Genomic DNA, 16,375 nt, shown 5'->3' with positions numbered 1-16,375 from the left:
TAACGCTTATTTTAAACTGAATACTGAGACTAAAAACTACTCCTCCTCCTTTTTAATCACTTTCCTCGCCACTTCAATTTTAAACTTCTTGCCTTTCATCTTTTCATCTTTTATGGCATGAAGCAAATCTTGGACTTTATTGAATTTTACGGCAGCAAAGGAGATGAAATCTTTTACTTCTATTAATCCCAAATCGCCTTTTTCCAGTTTCCCTTTTTGGGAAAAGAAACCAACAATATCTATTTTATTCAATTTATTTTTCTTTCCACCACTGATGTAAATGGTTTGAAACTCGGGTGGTTTTGGCAGTGAAGTTGTATTTTCAACATTCAACACTTCCATACCGTAATCCAGATAATCCATTTTTTTCTCACTTTCATGAGCAATGACATAAGCCGTTCCAGATGCTAGCATACGTGCTGTACGCCCATTTCTATGGGTGAATTCATCTGCTTTTAAAGGCAAATGATAATGAATTACGTGCTTCATTTCGGGAATATCAAGTCCACGTGCAGCAAGATCCGTAGTGATTAAATAACTCATACTTCCGTTACGGAACTGAATTAGTGAGCGTTCACGCTCGTCTTGATCCATACCACCGTGATAATAAGTAGCATAAATTCCTTTTTCGTTTAGAGTATCACTAATGCGTTCTGCAGCATCCCGATGATTACAAAAAACAATAGCCGATTGCGATTTCAAAGAACAAATCAGGTTAAATAAACTTCCTAATTTATCTTTATCTTTCGAAACTACCATTTTGGTAGCCAAGTTACTTTCTTGCTCCTCTTCGGTTGGAATAAAATCCAAAATCGTAGGGTTAACAACTCTAGTATATCTTGGAATCTCAATATCGGATGTAGCCGAAACCAAAACTCGTTTGTTAAGTTTGGTCAATTTACCAATGATAAAGGACATTTGCTCATGAAAACCAAGTTGCAAAGATTTATCAAACTCATCCAAAATTAAGGTTTGAATCTTGTCTACACGAAAAGTTCCTCTGTCAATATGATCGGCAATTCTACCCGGAGTTCCTATTAAAACGGCTGGAGGATTACTCAAATTCTTGATTTCGGTATCAATTGAATGTCCGCCGTAGCATACATTAACTTTATAATCGGTACCCATTTTTTTCCAAACCTGTTCAATTTGCAATCCAAGTTCACGAGATGGAACTAAAATTAAACATTGAACCGATAGAATTTCGGGCTGTAACATTTCTAAAACAGGCAACAAAAAAGCTAATGTTTTCCCAGAACCTGTTGGGGAAAGCAGTAAAATATTATTATCATTTAAAATAGCATCTTGAGCTACTTCTTGCATTTCGTTTAGGCTTTCGATACCTAAATTCAGTAATATATTGTTGGAATGGTGTTTCTTATTCATTTTGCAAAGGTAGTTTAAAAAAAGTGTTCAGTATTCAGTTTTTTAGTGGTCAGTACAAAGTAAAGCGCAAAAATTAAATTTAAAATAATTTAACCTAAAATTAATTACATTTGAAACCCATACTTTAAAATTAACATGATGAAATTAATGCATTTTTGTTTTCTATTGATTACTGTTTCTCTTTTTGCCCAAAACAACAATAAATACAACACTTTTTTTGAGAAAGGCAATGGAAACCAATCGGCTAACTACCAAGAAACTATAGCCTACTACACGCTTTTGGCACATGATTTTTCGACCATCAAAATGGAGAAAATGGGAGCTACAGATAGCGGCGAACCTTTATACATGATCACTTTTAACCCTGAAAAAAAGTTCAATTTCGATGCTATTCAGAAAAACAAAGCGGTATTGCTTATCAATAATGGAATTCACGCTGGAGAACCAGACGGTATAGATGCCACCATGCAATTGATTCGGGATTTAGCTTTAGGCAAAATCAAAACACCCAAAAACACCGTTATAGTAACTATCCCAATCTACAATATTGGAGGAGCACTGAATAGAAATTCAACCTCAAGAGCCAACCAAGAAGGCCCCGAAGAATATGGTTTTCGAGGGAATGCCCGGAACTATGATTTGAATCGGGATATGATCAAATCTGACACCAAAAACACCAAAAGTTTTGTTTCGATTTTTCATAAAATAAATCCCGATGTTTTTATCGATAATCATGTCAGTAATGGTTCCGATTATCAGTACAAACTCACCTATATTATGACACAACACAATAAATTAGGAACTATTTTAGGAGATTTTATGAATACCGAAATGATGCCATTTATTGTAAAAGATTTGGAGCAAAAAAACCTTCCAACAACACCTTATGTCAATGCATTCGAAGAAACACCAGATAATGGTTTCGTGCAATTTTCAGACACTCCAAGATACACAACCGGTTACACTTCCCTTTTCAATACTATTGGGTTTGTTGTCGAAACACACATGCTCAAAAAATATGCAGATCGTGTAAAAGCGACTTATGAGTACATGATAACTACAATCGATTTTACAGATTTGAATTACAAAAAAATAAAAGAATTAAGAGTTAAAAATGAAGAACAATACCAACCCAAAAAACAGTATCCAATTGAATGGAAGATAGACAGTTCTAAAACAACTCCCTTTTTGTTTTCAGGATTTGAAGCTTCTTATAAAAAAAGTGAGGTTACAACAGGTCAACGGTTGTTTTATGACCGAACAAAACCTTACCAAAAAAACGTACCGTATATTAAAGAATACAAATCTATTAAAGAAGTTACTATTCCCAAAGCCTATATTATTCCAAAAGGCTATTGGAATGTCATCGATTTATTAAAAAATAATAATTGCAAATACACTCAATTAAAAAACGACACCGTTATAGTCGTAGAAAGTTATAAAATTGCAGATTACAAAACTTCAAGTCAAGCTTATGAAGGACATTATCCACATAAAAACACATTGATAACTCCAAAAAAAGAAAATGTGGCTTTCGCCAAAGGAGATTATATATTTTCAACGGAACAAAAAGCGGTAAAATATCTACTGGAAACCTTAGAGCCCGAAGCCGTTGATTCGTTCTTCAATTGGAACTTTTTTGACACTATTTTACAACAAAAAGAAGGGTATTCTGAATATGTTTTTGAGGATTTAGCAGCTGAACTTTTAAAAGAAAACCCAAGCTTAAAAATAGAATTAGCAACCAAAGTCAATAACGATCCCGCATTTGCAAAAAATAGTGAAGCACAATTAGATTGGGTTTATAAACATTCCAAGTATTACGAAAAAGCCCATTTACAATATCCCGTTTATCGATTGGTTAACTAATACAGAATTAATAAAATTTGCCACAGATTAAAAAGATTCACACAGATTTCAAGAAAGTGGTTTGGGACTTTGACAAAGAGTTGCTAACATGAGTAAGCTATTATTTTAAAAGACTCGCATTTATTTTAGACACAAATTGCACGAATTATCACGAATTCCTTTGTCTTGAAAATTTTACGAATTCCGTCTAAAGTCGGCATAAATGTTAATAAAACCGGTTTTATTTCTTTTTTTGAAAACACTGATTTACACTAGTCAAAAAAGTTAGTTAGATTTTTGATGTATTATTATTTTGCAATTTTGTCAAGGGTAGAAAAAATTAGTGCAACTCGTGTTACCTTTTTTGGCTATATTCTAAAATAAACAACATTTAGATTACCGTAATTTTGTTTCATGGTAGTTGGTCTGCGTGAGGGATTGAAGTGGAGCTCTTTTTTTATTCGTTGCCTGAGACTTCGGCGTGAGCTCAGTCGAATGCTTGTCGAAGGCACCGAATAAAAAAAAGCGGGAACGGAAAGCCCGACCCGTAGTTTTTACGGAGGGTCACGCCCTAATTACAATGCTGTTATTTGTAGAATTAAGCGCCTTTTTTAATGCTTTTGCCCCACCCATTTTTCTTCTTCAAACAAAAGTTTAATATTTTCGTATGAATTTTGCAATGCAACTGGAATTTCGCTTGGTTTAAGCCAGGCTACTTTTTCTATGCCTTCTTCCAGTTGTCCTTGCGGAACCCCTTCAAAAGAAGATTGCATCTCAAACCAATGGGTAATTTTTAACTTATAATTTCCGTTGCGTTTAAAAACATGATACGTTTTTTGAAGCTTTTTACCAATGGTTAATCCACCAACACCTGTTTCTTCCTCCACTTCGCGCATTGCCGTAGCCTCAATTAATTCGCCTTTTTCGATACCACCTTTAGGCAAATCCCATTTTCCGTTTCTGAAAATAAATAAAACTTCTCCGTTTTTATTATAGACCAAACCGCCTCCTGCCTTATTAACAGGAATTTTCGCTTTCAAAGTTTTCATAATCACGCTTTCATCTGGATGATAGAGATATGCTTTTTGAATTTTATTTTGAAACATTTTTATTATAATTTGCTTAATATCAATACTTTCAAGCAAAAACAATTGAAAATCGGTCTCCTTAGAGATTTGATTTGTCAAAAAAAGTGGTTTGTCGTTAACAAAAACTTTATACATTTGTATTATGATTTTTAATAAAGATACTGCCGAAAAAACAGCCGAATTGCTTTTGCAAATAAATGCAATTAAATTGAATCCAGGAAATCCTTTTACATGGGCTTCCGGATGGAAATCGCCTATATATTGCGATAATCGTTTAATCCTCTCATTTCCAGCCATAAGAAATTATGTTCGAGATGAATTTTCTAAAAACATTGAGAAACAATTTGGTAAGCCAGATGTAATTGCTGGTGTAGCCACTGGAGCAATTGGAATTGGAATGCTAGTTGCCGAGAGTTTAGGATTACCTTTTGTTTATGTACGACCAGAACCCAAAAAACATGGTCGTCAAAATCAAGTAGAAGGTTTTTTACAGAAAGGACAAAACGTTGTAATTATAGAAGATTTAATCAGTACTGGAAACAGTAGTTTGCTAGCCGTAGAAGGCTTGAAAGCAGCTGGAGCAAACATAAAAGGGATGGCCGCCATATTTACTTATGGATTTGATGTTGCCGACCAAAATTTCAAAAAAGCGAATATAGATTTATATACATTAAGCAATTACCAAAACTTATTGAATCTAGCCGTTGCTAAAAAATACATTACCGAAGAAGAAGAACAAACTTTGAGAGAATGGAACGTGAGTCCATCTACTTGGGGAGTTTGATTTTAGAATTTAGAATTTTGCAATTGAAGTTGCCATTGACATTGCCATTGATATTAAATAAATAGCCACATTGAGGTTTAAATAAAACAAAACATGAACTTAGAAAGTACAAAAGTTACAGTTGAAAAATCAAGTCAAGAATTATTTGATTTATTAAGTGATGTAAAAAATTTCGAAAAATTAATGCCCGATAACATTGCAAAATTTGAAGTAATTGGCGACGATGCTTTTATATTTGGATTAAAAGGGATGCCCGAAATAAAATTAAAAATGAAAGAGAAAGTAGCACCAAACAAAATTGTTTTGGGAGCTGCAAGCGACAAGCTTCCTTTTACTTTAGTGGCCAATATTGATTCGGTTTCAGACAGTTCTAGTGCTGTAAAATTGGATTTCGAAGGCGAATTCAATGCCATGATGGCAATGATGATCAAAGGACCAATTAGCAAATTCATTGAAACTTTGGCTAACAATATGGCTAAACTATAAAATATAAGGTTTTACCATGCATTATGTGGGTAAAAGTTTTTCGCCACGAATTACACGAATTAGCAAGAATTTTTCTTTTTTTAATTTAAAGAAATTAGTGCTAATTCGTGTAATTCGTGGCTAACTTTTTCTAAACCTTTTGTAAAAAATATTAATACAACATTTGGACTTCCTTGAGATTATATTCGCAAGTACTGTCATCTTCCAATTGAATTTTCAGTTTTCCAATGGATGAAACCCCAGAAATAATCCCCATAAAATTTTGATTATTCTCATCCGAAAAAGCAGTTGGAACACCTATTTTGAATAACTTTTCAGAATAGTCCTCCCAAATAGAAACTGCTTTTTCATTATAAAGCGGAACCATTTCTTCCAATTTGGTTACAATTTTAAAAAGAATCTCTTCTTTATCAAAATTGGAGTTGCAAATAACCGCCAAAGAAGAAGCTCTAGGCAAATTTTCAAATTGAATTTGATTAATATTTAAACCTAAACCCACTACCGATGTAATTGTTCCGTCACCTTTTATGCTGTTTTCAATCAATATGCCACCTATTTTTTTATTAGCTGACATAATGTCGTTAGGCCATTTTATACTTAATTCAGGAATGTTATACGATTCTAAAACGTTAATTACCGCCAGTGAAACTACTACATTGAGATTAAAAACATCTTCAATTTCAAACAAAAAACTCGAAACCAAAACACTCATAATGAGATTTTTACCAGACTCAGAATCCCATTTCGCTCCCATTTGCCCCTTCCCTTTTAACTGAGTTTCTGCAGTAACTACAGTAAAATTCTGCACCTCTTGTTTGTTTGACAATCCTTTTAGGAACTCATTTGTTGAATCTATGGCATCGAGTTTGATTAGCTTCATGTATCTATTTTTTGTAAAACATAATTTAATATTATGTTAAGGTTCAAAAATAATCACAAAAAATGGTAACTTTACAAACTTATATAAAAAAATAAATGACGAAAAAGATTATAAACAATGATGCTTTATTAGCGAATATCATTAAAGGGATAGAAGAAGTAAAAGGAAGTGATATTGATATTCTAGATTTAAGGGAAATAGACACTGCTGTTTGTGACTATTTTATAGTATGCAATGGTAACTCAAATACTCAAGTAAATGCTATTGTTAACTCCATCCAAAAAACAGTTTCCAAAGATTTAAAAGACAAACCTTGGCACGTAGAAGGTTCTGATGTTGCAGAATGGGTTCTTATGGATTATGTTCATATTGTAGTTCATGTATTTCAAAAACACATTCGTGAATATTACAACATCGAAAGCCTTTGGGGAGATGCAAAAATCACTAAAATCGAAAACAAATACTAAAGAAACAACCTTCTAATGGCTAAAGATAATAATCCAAATTCGAATAAATTTAAAGTAAGTCCTTGGTTAATTTATACTGCAATTCTTTTAATATTCTTATTCATAAGCTTTGTTACTGGTGGGTCAAACTTTCAAGAACCTTCTCAGTTAACATCTTCTAAGTTTAATTCCTATTTAGAAAAAGGGCAGATCGAGAAAGTAATTGTATACAATAAAACAGAGGCCGAAGTATTCTTGAATGCAGAAGCTTTAAAAGACCCTGCACACAAAAAAGTAGCCAAAGACGTTTTGGACAGACCCAACAAAGGGCCTCATTATTCTTTTGACATTGGAAACGATCAAATATTCCAAACCAAATTAGAAAAAGCGGTAGCGGAAGGAAAATTAAAAGATTTTAATTTCTTACCTAAAAGCAATTGGACCGACATTTTTGTTAGCCTATTACCAATCATTATCATTATTGGGGTATGGATTTTTATTATGCGAAAAATGTCTGGTGGTGGAGCTGGTGGAGGTCAAATCTTCAATATTGGAAAATCCAAAGCTAAACTTTTTGACGAAAAAACAGATATCAAAACAACTTTTAAAGATGTTGCTGGTTTAGAAGGTGCAAAAGAAGAAATACAAGAAATTGTAGAATTCTTAAAAAACCCTGAAAAATACACCAATCTGGGAGGGAAAATTCCAAAAGGAGCGCTACTTGTAGGACCTCCAGGAACTGGAAAAACATTATTAGCCAAAGCTGTGGCTGGTGAAGCTCAAGTTCCTTTCTTCTCATTATCAGGTTCCGATTTTGTTGAAATGTTTGTGGGTGTGGGTGCCTCACGTGTACGTGATTTATTCAAACAAGCCAAAGAAAAATCTCCAGCCATTATCTTCATTGATGAAATTGATGCTGTAGGTAGAGCTAGAGGAAAAAGCAATATGTCTGGCGGAAACGACGAAAGAGAAAACACCTTGAACCAACTTCTTACTGAGATGGATGGTTTTGGCACTAACTCTAACGTAATTGTACTGGCTGCTACAAACAGAGCAGATGTATTGGATAAAGCATTAATGCGTGCGGGACGTTTTGACAGACAAATATTTGTTGACTTACCAGATATTCGCGAAAGAGCCGAAATTTTCCAAGTACACCTTGCACCTTTGAAAAAAGTAGAAGGACTGGATACCGACTTTTTAGCGAAACAAACTCCAGGTTTTTCTGGAGCAGACATTGCCAATGTTTGTAATGAAGCTGCATTAATTGCTGCTAGATATAACAAAGAAGCTGTTGACAAACAAGATTTCCTAGATGCTGTAGATAGAATTGTAGGTGGTCTTGAAAAGAAAAACAAAATCGTCACTCCCGAAGAAAAAAGAGCCATCGCTATTCACGAAGCTGGACACGCAACGGTAAGCTGGATGCTGGAACACGCTGCCCCATTGATCAAGGTAACCATAGTTCCTCGTGGTCAAAGTCTTGGTGCTGCTTGGTATTTGCCAGAAGAACGATTAATTGTTCGTACAGATCAGATGCTAGACGAAATGTGTGCTACAATGGGTGGTAGAGCTGCCGAAAAAGTAACATTTGACAGAATATCTACTGGAGCACTTAGTGATTTAGAAAAAGTAACCAAACAAGCTCGTGCTATGGTAACGGTCTATGGTTTGAATGAAAAAATAGGTAATGTCACCTATTATGATTCAACTGGACAAAGTGAATATAGCTTTGCAAAACCGTATTCCGAGGATACCGCCAAGATAATTGACAAAGAAATCTCTGATCTTATCGAAAGCCAATACCAAAGAGCGATTACCATATTAGAAGAAAACAAAGACAAGCTAGATCAACTTGCTTCTATCTTAATTGAGAAAGAAGTAATCTTTAAAGATGATTTAGAAGCCATTTTTGGAAAAAGAACATTTGACAAAAACCTTGGTGAAGTAGTCTCTTAATTCCTCCAATAATATAAAAATTCAAAATCTTAATTCAAAACCTCGTTTTGAATTAAGATTTTTTTATCTTTGAACGTTTTCAGCTAATACAAAACGTAGATTAACACTATATGAGTCTTTTTAGTAAATTTTTTGGCACTAATAATCCTGCCTCCAATGAGGGAAAAGGAGATAATAGTAACAAACCAACTCCAGATATTAATTCCCCTTTAGACGAACAGTTTATCTATAATTTTAAAAGAAATGGAGGTAAATTTCTATATTGTGAAAATTTAAATGAAGTAAATGAGCAATTTGAAAACATATTAGCAGAAAATGATTGGTTTGAAAGTGAAGTTTTATGCTACGAGCCTAAACTTTACTATTTGCTAGACGAAAACAAACTTACTTATGGTTCATCACAGAATCCACAATTTTTATTGTCAACTTGTGAGAATCTGGTAGCCGAAGAAGGGTCTATACTATTCTCTTCTAACCAAATCAAACAAAAAAAACCAAACGAATTGCCGTCTAATATTATAATTTTGGCAAAAACTAGCCAAATTATTGAAGGTAAAAGTGATGGCCTTAGTGCTATTCGAAGAAAATACTTAACCGAATACCCTACCAATATCACAACAATAAAATATTTCGAGAAGGCAAAAGAAGAAGATTTTACTCAATATGGAAGTTCTGCCAAAAATCTTTACTTATTGTTATTAGAAGATCTTTAAAATGAACGAAACACTAAAAAGGTCTATATCTGGAGCCATTTACATTATCCTTTTAATATCCTCCATAGAATACTCAATAGAAAGTTTTTTTATTCTATTTGGTGTTTTTCTACTTATTGCTGTTATTGAGTTTTGCAATTTATCGCGACTCAATAAAATTGCCCCCATTGTAATTGCCAACTTGGTCTATTTGTTTTTTTATAAAATAGCTATTGCCACAAAAACAGATGGTGTTTTTTATCTTTTACGTTATAACAATACGTTTGACTTAGTTGTACTTTTCTTGACACTCATTGTTTCATTGAAGTGTGTTGTTTTTTTATACGACGACAAAAACCTCAAAATAGATTCTTTTTCAAAGTTTGCCTATTTAATTGGGTATATTATTCTACCTTTTATTATAATCACGAAAATACCTTTTGGAATAAAAGGCTACAACCCAAACATTCTGATTAGTATCTTTATATTGATTTGGACAAACGATACTTTTGCGTATTTAGTAGGGAAATCGATAGGTAAGCATAAATTATTTGAAAGAATTTCTCCTAAAAAAACAATCGAAGGTTTCATTGGAGGAATCATTTTTTCCATAATTGCCAGTTATTTTATTTCAAAATATTTCCTTAAAATTCCAGAGAAAAACATATACATCTGGTTCATAATAGCCTTTATTGTTGGCGTTTTTGGCACAATTGGCGATTTAGTAGAATCAAAATTCAAAAGAATTGCAGGAAAAAAAGACAGCGGAAAGATAATGCCCGGTCATGGAGGTGTCCTAGATAGGCTAGATAGTGTTATCTTTGTAGCACCAATAATATTTTTATTTTATCAAATTTTAAATTATGTTTCATAAAGAAGGAACCCCAAGTATTTTATTAGCTATTGCTTTTACAGCAACGGCTTTGTTATTGTCAGACTATTTTATTATTGATAATTTCTGGCTAACAAAGTCAATTCAAGTTATTGCATTTTTGCTATTGATTACCGTTTTACAGTTTTTCAGAAATCCAAAACGTACCGTAGAAATAAATGAAAATCACATCATCGCTCCAGTCGATGGAAAAGTTGTTGTGATTGAAGAAGTTTACGAAAGCGAATATTTTAAAGACAAAAGAATTCAGGTATCTATTTTCATGTCGCCTATAAATGTTCATGTTACCCGCTATGGATTAAGTGGACTTGTAAAATTCAGCAAATACCATCCAGGTAAGTTTTTGGTAGCTTGGCATCCAAAAGCAAGCGAAGAAAATGAAAGAACAACCGTAGTAATCGAGAACAAAACTTTCGGTGCTATATTGTATCGTCAAATTGCTGGAGCATTGGCACGAAGAATTGTAAACTACGCCCAAGAAGGAATGCAAGTGGTACAAGGAACAGATGCCGGTTTCATTAAATTTGGTTCTAGAGTAGATGTATTTTTACCTTTAGGAACACCGATTAATGTTGTACTAAATCAAAAAGCAATAGGAGGAAAAACTATAATTGCAATAAAATCTTAATGATTGAAAAAGATTTAGATATACAATTTCAAGAAGCCGTTGAAACAGCTTCGCATATGACGCAAGCATCCTTACCCCAAGATGTACAACTACGTCTTTATGCCTATTACAAGCACGCTACATTTGACAAAACTATATTCAATATTTCAGAGAATGCCGATTTAAGAAATGCTTTTAAAACAAATGCTTGGATTCAAATTAGCCACCTTACTCAAGACGAAGCCAAAGAACAATATATTGAATTAATACATTCGCTATCAAAGTAACTGTAATACTCACATGAAATCGCCATGATTCAAAATCACAAATTAAAATGAAGAATGGCGATACCATGTTCCTATAAAGAACAAATGTAATCTACACATGAAAAAAAACACTTTTCTATTATCAGGCTTACTCTTCGTTTCTGTCTTAATTTCTTGCAATGAAAAAAAATTGACAGAAGTTGTTGAAGTGCCGCTACCATCGGTACAAGAAAAAGTAACATTAGGAAGTCCAAATGATGCAAAAGCCAGTGAGGGGTCTTTTCAACTAGAAAAACTGCCCTTTGCTTATGATGCTTTGGCTCCCGATTTTTCGGCAATTACATTAGAGTCTCATTACGGGAAACATTATTTAAATTACACCAATAATTTAAACAAAGCGGTTCTAGGCACCGAACTTGAAAATCTAACTATTGAGGAAGTTTTAAAAAAACTAGACATAAACGACCCTCTGATACGAAATAATGCGGGTGGTTATTATAATCATGGTTTATACTTTAAATGTATGACTGCAAAAAGCGATGCAGAACCAAAAGATACTTTAGCTGGAACAATAGCAAAAAATTTCGGTTCTTTTTCTAATTTTAAAACCACTTTTAAAGAAACAGCAACCAAACAATTTGGTTCAGGATGGCTTTGGTTAGTCGTTGATAAAACTGGTGTACTTCAATTGACTACAACCCAAAATCAAGACAATCCATTAATGCCAAATGTGCCTGTTGTTGGATTTCACGGAACGCCTATTTTAGGAATTGATCTTTGGGAGCATGCCTATTTTATAGATTTTCAATACAAAAAGAAAAATTATATTGATGCCTTTTTCAATCATATCAACTGGGAAGTCGTTAACGAAAATTACCAAGCCACTTTTAAGAAATAGATAATACTAAAAAAGCTGATACCGTTTAAGTATCAGCTTTTTTTGTAAATTGAATCCAATCAATCAAACCTACATTGATAAATAAAAGATTCTAAAGGAGCAATAGTAATTGATGCTTTACCTTCGCCATTAACAACTTGTAATTGGATTGTACTTTTTCCATATAATTGGTCTTTTACAGTGTAACTTCCGTCTTTTAACTTCCATTTACCAATAATATCGGCAGGGATTTTCAATTCAAAAGTATTTGTGGATTCTGATGAAAAATTAGTAAGCACAATTAATCTTTGAGTATCCGACCAGCGAACAAAAGAATACACATGGTTGGGATCATACCCAAGACCCGCTTGACGGTTTACTTCTTGAAGATCTTGAAATTGCCCCATTACTGCCGAACTTTTTGCAGCCAAATTCAATAATCTTTTATAAAAACCACGTAAATCTTTTTCGCTTTGCGATAATTTACCTCCATCAAACGCACCGTCGTTCATCCATCTTTGATGATTTGGCACACCAACGTAATCAAAAATAGATGTTCTGGAATGTGTCCCGAAACCTCCGTTTTCATTTCCTGCCTCCCCTACTTCTTGACCAAAATAAACCATAATTGGAGCCGAGCTTATCATAGTTGAAACTACCATCATAGGTTTGCCTTTTTCTGGCGATCCTGCAAATTCTGGACTTGCCAATCGTTGTTCGTCATGATTGTCTAAAAACTTCAACATGTGGACATCAATATCGGCTAATCCTTTTTGAATATAAGACAATCCATCGGGAGGTGTTTTCCCTTGAATAACATCTTTCAGTTTATCATAGGTTTCCACTTTATCATATAAATAATCCATTTTACCCAAATGAATGTAATTGCGGTATTCTTTCGGATTGTACACTTCGGCCATTAAGAAAGCATCGGGATTAGCATTTTTTATGGCTGAGTTCATATAACTCCAAAACTCGTAAGGAACCATTTCGGCCATATCATATCGAAAACCATCAACGCCTTTGGCTGTCCAATACAAGGCAATATCTCTGAATTTAATCCAAGAGCTAGGCACACTTTTGTCTTTCCAAAAGGCATAATGTTCTTTATTCGATAATTTATCATAGCCAGCCGGCAATTCTGGAAAGTCCTTTAAGCCATCAGGACGAATTCCGTAATTTACTTTGACCGTTTCATACCAATCGTTTTTATCTGGTTTTGCCAAACGCGAACCGTTACCCGTCCATTTTGCTGGGTTTTCGTCAAATTTACCATCAATAAGTGGATGAGCTTCCCCGTTTAAAGGTGAATCCCCACCTGGCAACTGAAAAGGTGTATTGGGTATGTAATAAAAATTATTATCTCTTTTGTATTCTACCGTAACATCATCATCGGCACCAAAATCTCTCACGCCTTTAGGATTGCTTTTCCCTTCGTATTTACGGGCAATATGATTGGGAACAATATCAATAATGACCTTCAAATTGGCTTCATGCGTTCTTTTTATAAGCGCTTCGAATTCTTCTAAACGTTTCTCTGGATGTACAGCCAAATCTGGATTTACATTATAATAATCTTTTACCGCATAAGGAGAACCCGCTCTTCCTTTGACCACTTCGGGATCATCATAAGAAACTCCTATGACTGTATAATCTCGTACCACTGCATGATGAGGAACACCTGTGTACCAAACGTAAGTAACTCCTAAATCTTTAATTTCATGCAATGCTTTTGCAGTAAAATCATTGAATTTCCCCACTCCATTTTCTTCAATGGTTCCCCAAGGTTTATTGGTGGTGTTTTTATTTCCAAACAATCGAGTAAAAACCTGATACACTACTTCCTTTTTTTCGGAAACGGTTACTTTCTTTTCTGAGTTCATTTTTACATCTTTAGTTTTACAGGCAATTGCCATAAGCAATATACTCATTCCTGCCACAAAGGTTGTTTTCTTTAGCATATTAATTTATTTTAAAAAATTGAAACCATTTTTAATATTTAATTTCAATTATCAGTTTATAAATTTAATCTTTTTTTGAAAAATAGTTTAGAAAAAACAATTCTTTCAAACCCTTTTTAGACCAAAAATGGCACTATAACGAGATAGTACGAGACAATGTTTATAACTTAAATTCTCAATCTTTCAAATTTTACACACCAACTCTAATTATGTGAATCCAGCGTTAAAAATCTCTTTCTTTGTGCCGTTAGGCACTAAATATTAGTAGTGAATTACATTTGCAATAAGCACAATGTCCCGTAGGTACTATACATTTTCACATAATTTAGATACGAAAAATGATTGTTTAGTCCCTAAGGGGACAAAAAAGCGGATGAAATTGTTTTTCTACCAATATTTAGTGCCTAACGGCACATTCGAACCCTTAATTCGCATTAATTATAAATAAATCCTAATATATATAAGGATTGACTCCTTTTTCATAAATTTACCAAAAATTAAATCCATTGAAGAAATCTTTAAATTTCATAACCTATACTTTAGTATTCTTTTGCGCCCATATTATTTTGGCACAAGCTCCTAAAAAAATAAATATTGAACATTCTGATTTTGCAGATGTCGATCAACTCAAAGTCCCAGATGCCCTTTTACTAACGGGAAATGTACGTGTAAGCCATGATGGTGTCGTTCTTACTTGTAATAGAGCGTATTTTTTTCAAAAGGAAAACTACCTAAAAGCTTTTGGAAATGTGCAATTGGTTCAAGGCGACACTTTATTCCTGAACAGTAAATACGCTGAATATAGCGGGCAATTAAAAAAAGCATTTGCTACTGGCGATGCCGTTATGAGCTCCCCAGATGCAACTTTGGCGACAGACACCATCAATTTTGACCGAAACACACAGGAAGTTTTTTATAATACTCAAGGAACTATTATCAACAAAGACAATACCTTAAAAAGCAAATCGGGTAGGTATTATGTAGCGCAAAAGAAATTCCAGTTCTTAACAGCGGTTACCCTTACCAATAAAACTTACGAAATCAAGTCCAATCATTTGGATTATTACAGTAATTCTGGGCATTCCTATCTTTTTGGGCCATCCACCATTACCAGTAAGGCCAATTATATCTATACCGAAAAAGGCTTTTATGACACTAAAAAAAATCTGGCGCATTTTCTTAACAAATCCTACATCAAATATGATGACCGGATTATAAAAGGAGATAGTTTGTATTATGATCGAAATAAGGAATTTGCGTCGGCTACGCGAAATGTAAAAATTACCGATTCTGTCAACCGTGGGGTTATACGAGGTCATTATGCCGAATTGTACAAAAAGAAAGATTCGATGTTTGTTACTAAAAGAGCCGTGGCGGTAAACTTTGTAGAGAATGACTCGGTATATATTCATGGTAAAAAACTTATGGTTACTGGTAAAGAAGGAGACCGCATCATTCGCGCTTATAATAACGTACGTTTTTTTAAAATTGACATGAGCGGAAAATGTGATTCGATACATTCTCGTTCTAAAACAGCATTGACAAAATTGATCGGAAATCCAATACTCTGGAATGGCGACAACCAAATTACCGGAGATGTGATGCATCTTATAGGAGATAATAACACTCAAAAATTGGATTCGCTCAAAGTGCTAAACAATACTTTTCTCGTCTCGAAAGACACTCTTGGAACCGGTTTTAATCAAGTCAAGGGGCAAAATCTATTTGGAAAATTTCAAGACGGAAAACTCCATGATGTTGACATCATAAAAAACACCGAAGTGATTTATTATATGCGAAATGACGCCAAAGAACTCATCGGGATCAATAAAAATGTCAGCAGCAAGATCAATATTATTTTTGACAAAAATGCGGTAGAAACCATCACTTTTTTCAAGCAAGTAGATGGAGACATCTATCCCGAAAAAGATTTACCCGAAAACGCAAGAACCCTTCGGGGACTCAATTGGCGTGGAGACGAAAGGATAAAATCTAAAGACGATATTTTTAGCGAAGAAGAAAATGCCGAAGAACTCAAAGTCGCTGCAGCAACCGTGAAAGACAAAGCAAAAAAAGAGACTCCAATGAAAATTCGAAAGGAAACATTGAATTATGACAAGAAGAGTCGGAAGAAGTGATCAGTTTTCAGATTGCAGTTTTCAGTCGCAGTTTTCAGTTTTCAGTCTCGAGACTTTGAAAGCAG

General features: G+C 34.0%; 15 protein-coding genes. 11 read left to right on the top strand and 4 right to left on the bottom strand.

The genetic code is table 11. From position 1 onward, the window contains the following. Nucleotides 1-36 precede the first annotated feature (36 nt). Entirely contained in the window at nucleotides 37-1,386 is a 1,350-nt protein-coding gene (locus FNW52_RS06785; protein WP_143376704.1) for a DEAD/DEAH box helicase, read from the bottom strand. A 138-nt stretch (nucleotides 1,387-1,524) separates the two neighbouring features. Here FNW52_RS06785 and FNW52_RS06780 point away from each other — a divergent pair, with 138 nt between their 5' ends. After that, nucleotides 1,525-3,255 carry a M14 family metallopeptidase gene (locus FNW52_RS06780; RefSeq protein WP_143376783.1) on the top strand — a complete coding sequence of 577 codons (1,731 nt, stop codon included), beginning with the start codon at nucleotides 1,525-1,527 and terminating at the stop codon, nucleotides 3,253-3,255. Between the two features lie 590 nt (nucleotides 3,256-3,845). Here FNW52_RS06780 and FNW52_RS06775 read toward each other — a convergent pair. Beyond that, entirely contained in the window at nucleotides 3,846-4,457 is a 612-nt protein-coding gene (locus FNW52_RS06775) for an NUDIX hydrolase (RefSeq protein WP_143376703.1), read from the bottom strand. Between the two features lie 7 nt (nucleotides 4,458-4,464). Between FNW52_RS06775 and pyrE the strand changes: the two genes are divergently transcribed. After that, complete coding sequence (gene pyrE / locus FNW52_RS06770) at nucleotides 4,465-5,106, top strand: orotate phosphoribosyltransferase (RefSeq protein ID WP_143376702.1); 642 nt, start codon at nucleotides 4,465-4,467, stop codon at nucleotides 5,104-5,106. Between the two features lie 93 nt (nucleotides 5,107-5,199). Beyond that, nucleotides 5,200-5,592 (top strand): SRPBCC family protein, encoded by a 393-nt coding sequence (locus FNW52_RS06765; protein ID WP_143376701.1) that lies wholly within the window; start codon nucleotides 5,200-5,202, stop codon nucleotides 5,590-5,592. 151 nt (nucleotides 5,593-5,743) lie between these two features. Here FNW52_RS06765 and FNW52_RS06760 read toward each other — a convergent pair whose 3' ends face one another. Then, entirely contained in the window at nucleotides 5,744-6,472 is a 729-nt protein-coding gene (locus FNW52_RS06760) for a biotin--[acetyl-CoA-carboxylase] ligase (protein WP_143376700.1), read from the bottom strand. Between the two features lie 95 nt (nucleotides 6,473-6,567). On the opposite strand from FNW52_RS06760, the gene rsfS reads away from it, so the two are divergent. The 7 genes from rsfS to FNW52_RS06725 all read left to right on the top strand — a co-directional run bounded on the left by rsfS (nucleotide 6,568) and on the right by FNW52_RS06725 (nucleotide 12,232). Beyond that, a complete protein-coding gene (gene rsfS, locus FNW52_RS06755) occupies nucleotides 6,568-6,939 on the top strand; it encodes a ribosome silencing factor (protein ID WP_143376699.1) in 372 nt (123 codons plus the stop codon). Between the two features lie 15 nt (nucleotides 6,940-6,954). Next, nucleotides 6,955-8,877 carry an ATP-dependent zinc metalloprotease FtsH gene (ftsH, locus tag FNW52_RS06750; RefSeq protein WP_143376698.1) on the top strand — a complete coding sequence of 641 codons (1,923 nt, stop codon included), beginning with the start codon at nucleotides 6,955-6,957 and terminating at the stop codon, nucleotides 8,875-8,877. 110 nt (nucleotides 8,878-8,987) lie between these two features. Then, complete coding sequence (locus FNW52_RS06745; protein WP_143376697.1) at nucleotides 8,988-9,590, top strand: lactate utilization protein B/C; 603 nt, start codon at nucleotides 8,988-8,990, stop codon at nucleotides 9,588-9,590. A gap of 1 nt (nucleotide 9,591) precedes the next feature. Next, nucleotides 9,592-10,443, top strand: coding sequence for a phosphatidate cytidylyltransferase (locus tag FNW52_RS06740; RefSeq protein WP_143376696.1), 852 nt, complete (start codon nucleotides 9,592-9,594; stop codon nucleotides 10,441-10,443). After that, nucleotides 10,433-11,089: a phosphatidylserine decarboxylase family protein gene (locus FNW52_RS06735; RefSeq protein ID WP_143376695.1), complete on the top strand. Its 657-nt coding sequence runs from the start codon at nucleotides 10,433-10,435 to the stop codon at nucleotides 11,087-11,089. The genes FNW52_RS06740 and FNW52_RS06735 overlap by 11 nt, the downstream gene beginning before the upstream one ends. Continuing rightward, nucleotides 11,089-11,355, top strand: a complete 267-nt coding sequence (locus FNW52_RS06730) for an acyl-CoA-binding protein (RefSeq protein ID WP_143376694.1) — start codon at nucleotides 11,089-11,091, stop codon at nucleotides 11,353-11,355. Before FNW52_RS06735 ends, FNW52_RS06730 begins: the two co-directional genes overlap by 1 nt. A gap of 97 nt (nucleotides 11,356-11,452) precedes the next feature. Beyond that, nucleotides 11,453-12,232, top strand: a complete 780-nt coding sequence (locus FNW52_RS06725) for a superoxide dismutase (RefSeq protein WP_143376693.1) — start codon at nucleotides 11,453-11,455, stop codon at nucleotides 12,230-12,232. A 59-nt stretch (nucleotides 12,233-12,291) separates the two neighbouring features. Here FNW52_RS06725 and FNW52_RS06720 read toward each other — a convergent pair whose 3' ends face one another. Next, nucleotides 12,292-14,172 (bottom strand): alpha-amylase family glycosyl hydrolase, encoded by a 1,881-nt coding sequence (locus FNW52_RS06720; protein WP_143376692.1) that lies wholly within the window; start codon nucleotides 14,170-14,172, stop codon nucleotides 12,292-12,294. A gap of 506 nt (nucleotides 14,173-14,678) precedes the next feature. Between FNW52_RS06720 and FNW52_RS06715 the strand changes: the two genes are divergently transcribed. After that, on the top strand, nucleotides 14,679-16,310 hold the full coding sequence (locus FNW52_RS06715) for an OstA-like protein (RefSeq protein WP_143376691.1): 1,632 nt from the start codon (nucleotides 14,679-14,681) through the stop codon (nucleotides 16,308-16,310). The last annotated feature ends 65 nt before the right edge of the window (nucleotides 16,311-16,375 follow it).

The sequence above is a fragment of the Flavobacterium sp. ZT3R18 genome, assembly GCF_007097385.1.
Lineage (GTDB): Bacteria > Bacteroidota > Bacteroidia > Flavobacteriales > Flavobacteriaceae > Flavobacterium.
The sequence above is the reverse complement of the archived record's forward strand: the minus strand, read 5'-3'. Positions and strand labels throughout refer to the sequence as shown.

What these genes read in the sequence shown, in the direction of transcription:
- FNW52_RS06785 (WP_143376704.1), bottom strand. Translation starts at nt 1,386, where the DNA reads ATGAATAAGAAACACCATTCCAACAATATATTACTGAATTTAGGTATC.
- FNW52_RS06780 (WP_143376783.1), top strand. Translation starts at nt 1,525, where the DNA reads ATGAAATTAATGCATTTTTGTTTTCTATTGATTACTGTTTCTCTTTTT.
- FNW52_RS06775 (WP_143376703.1), bottom strand. Translation starts at nt 4,457, where the DNA reads ATGTATAAAGTTTTTGTTAACGACAAACCACTTTTTTTGACAAATCAA.
- pyrE (WP_143376702.1), top strand. Translation starts at nt 4,465, where the DNA reads ATGATTTTTAATAAAGATACTGCCGAAAAAACAGCCGAATTGCTTTTG.
- FNW52_RS06765 (WP_143376701.1), top strand. Translation starts at nt 5,200, where the DNA reads ATGAACTTAGAAAGTACAAAAGTTACAGTTGAAAAATCAAGTCAAGAA.
- FNW52_RS06760 (WP_143376700.1), bottom strand. Translation starts at nt 6,472, where the DNA reads ATGAAGCTAATCAAACTCGATGCCATAGATTCAACAAATGAGTTCCTA.
- rsfS (WP_143376699.1), top strand. Translation starts at nt 6,568, where the DNA reads ATGACGAAAAAGATTATAAACAATGATGCTTTATTAGCGAATATCATT.
- ftsH (WP_143376698.1), top strand. Translation starts at nt 6,955, where the DNA reads ATGGCTAAAGATAATAATCCAAATTCGAATAAATTTAAAGTAAGTCCT.
- FNW52_RS06745 (WP_143376697.1), top strand. Translation starts at nt 8,988, where the DNA reads ATGAGTCTTTTTAGTAAATTTTTTGGCACTAATAATCCTGCCTCCAAT.
- FNW52_RS06740 (WP_143376696.1), top strand. Translation starts at nt 9,592, where the DNA reads ATGAACGAAACACTAAAAAGGTCTATATCTGGAGCCATTTACATTATC.
- FNW52_RS06735 (WP_143376695.1), top strand. Translation starts at nt 10,433, where the DNA reads ATGTTTCATAAAGAAGGAACCCCAAGTATTTTATTAGCTATTGCTTTT.
- FNW52_RS06730 (WP_143376694.1), top strand. Translation starts at nt 11,089, where the DNA reads ATGATTGAAAAAGATTTAGATATACAATTTCAAGAAGCCGTTGAAACA.
- FNW52_RS06725 (WP_143376693.1), top strand. Translation starts at nt 11,453, where the DNA reads ATGAAAAAAAACACTTTTCTATTATCAGGCTTACTCTTCGTTTCTGTC.
- FNW52_RS06720 (WP_143376692.1), bottom strand. Translation starts at nt 14,172, where the DNA reads ATGCTAAAGAAAACAACCTTTGTGGCAGGAATGAGTATATTGCTTATG.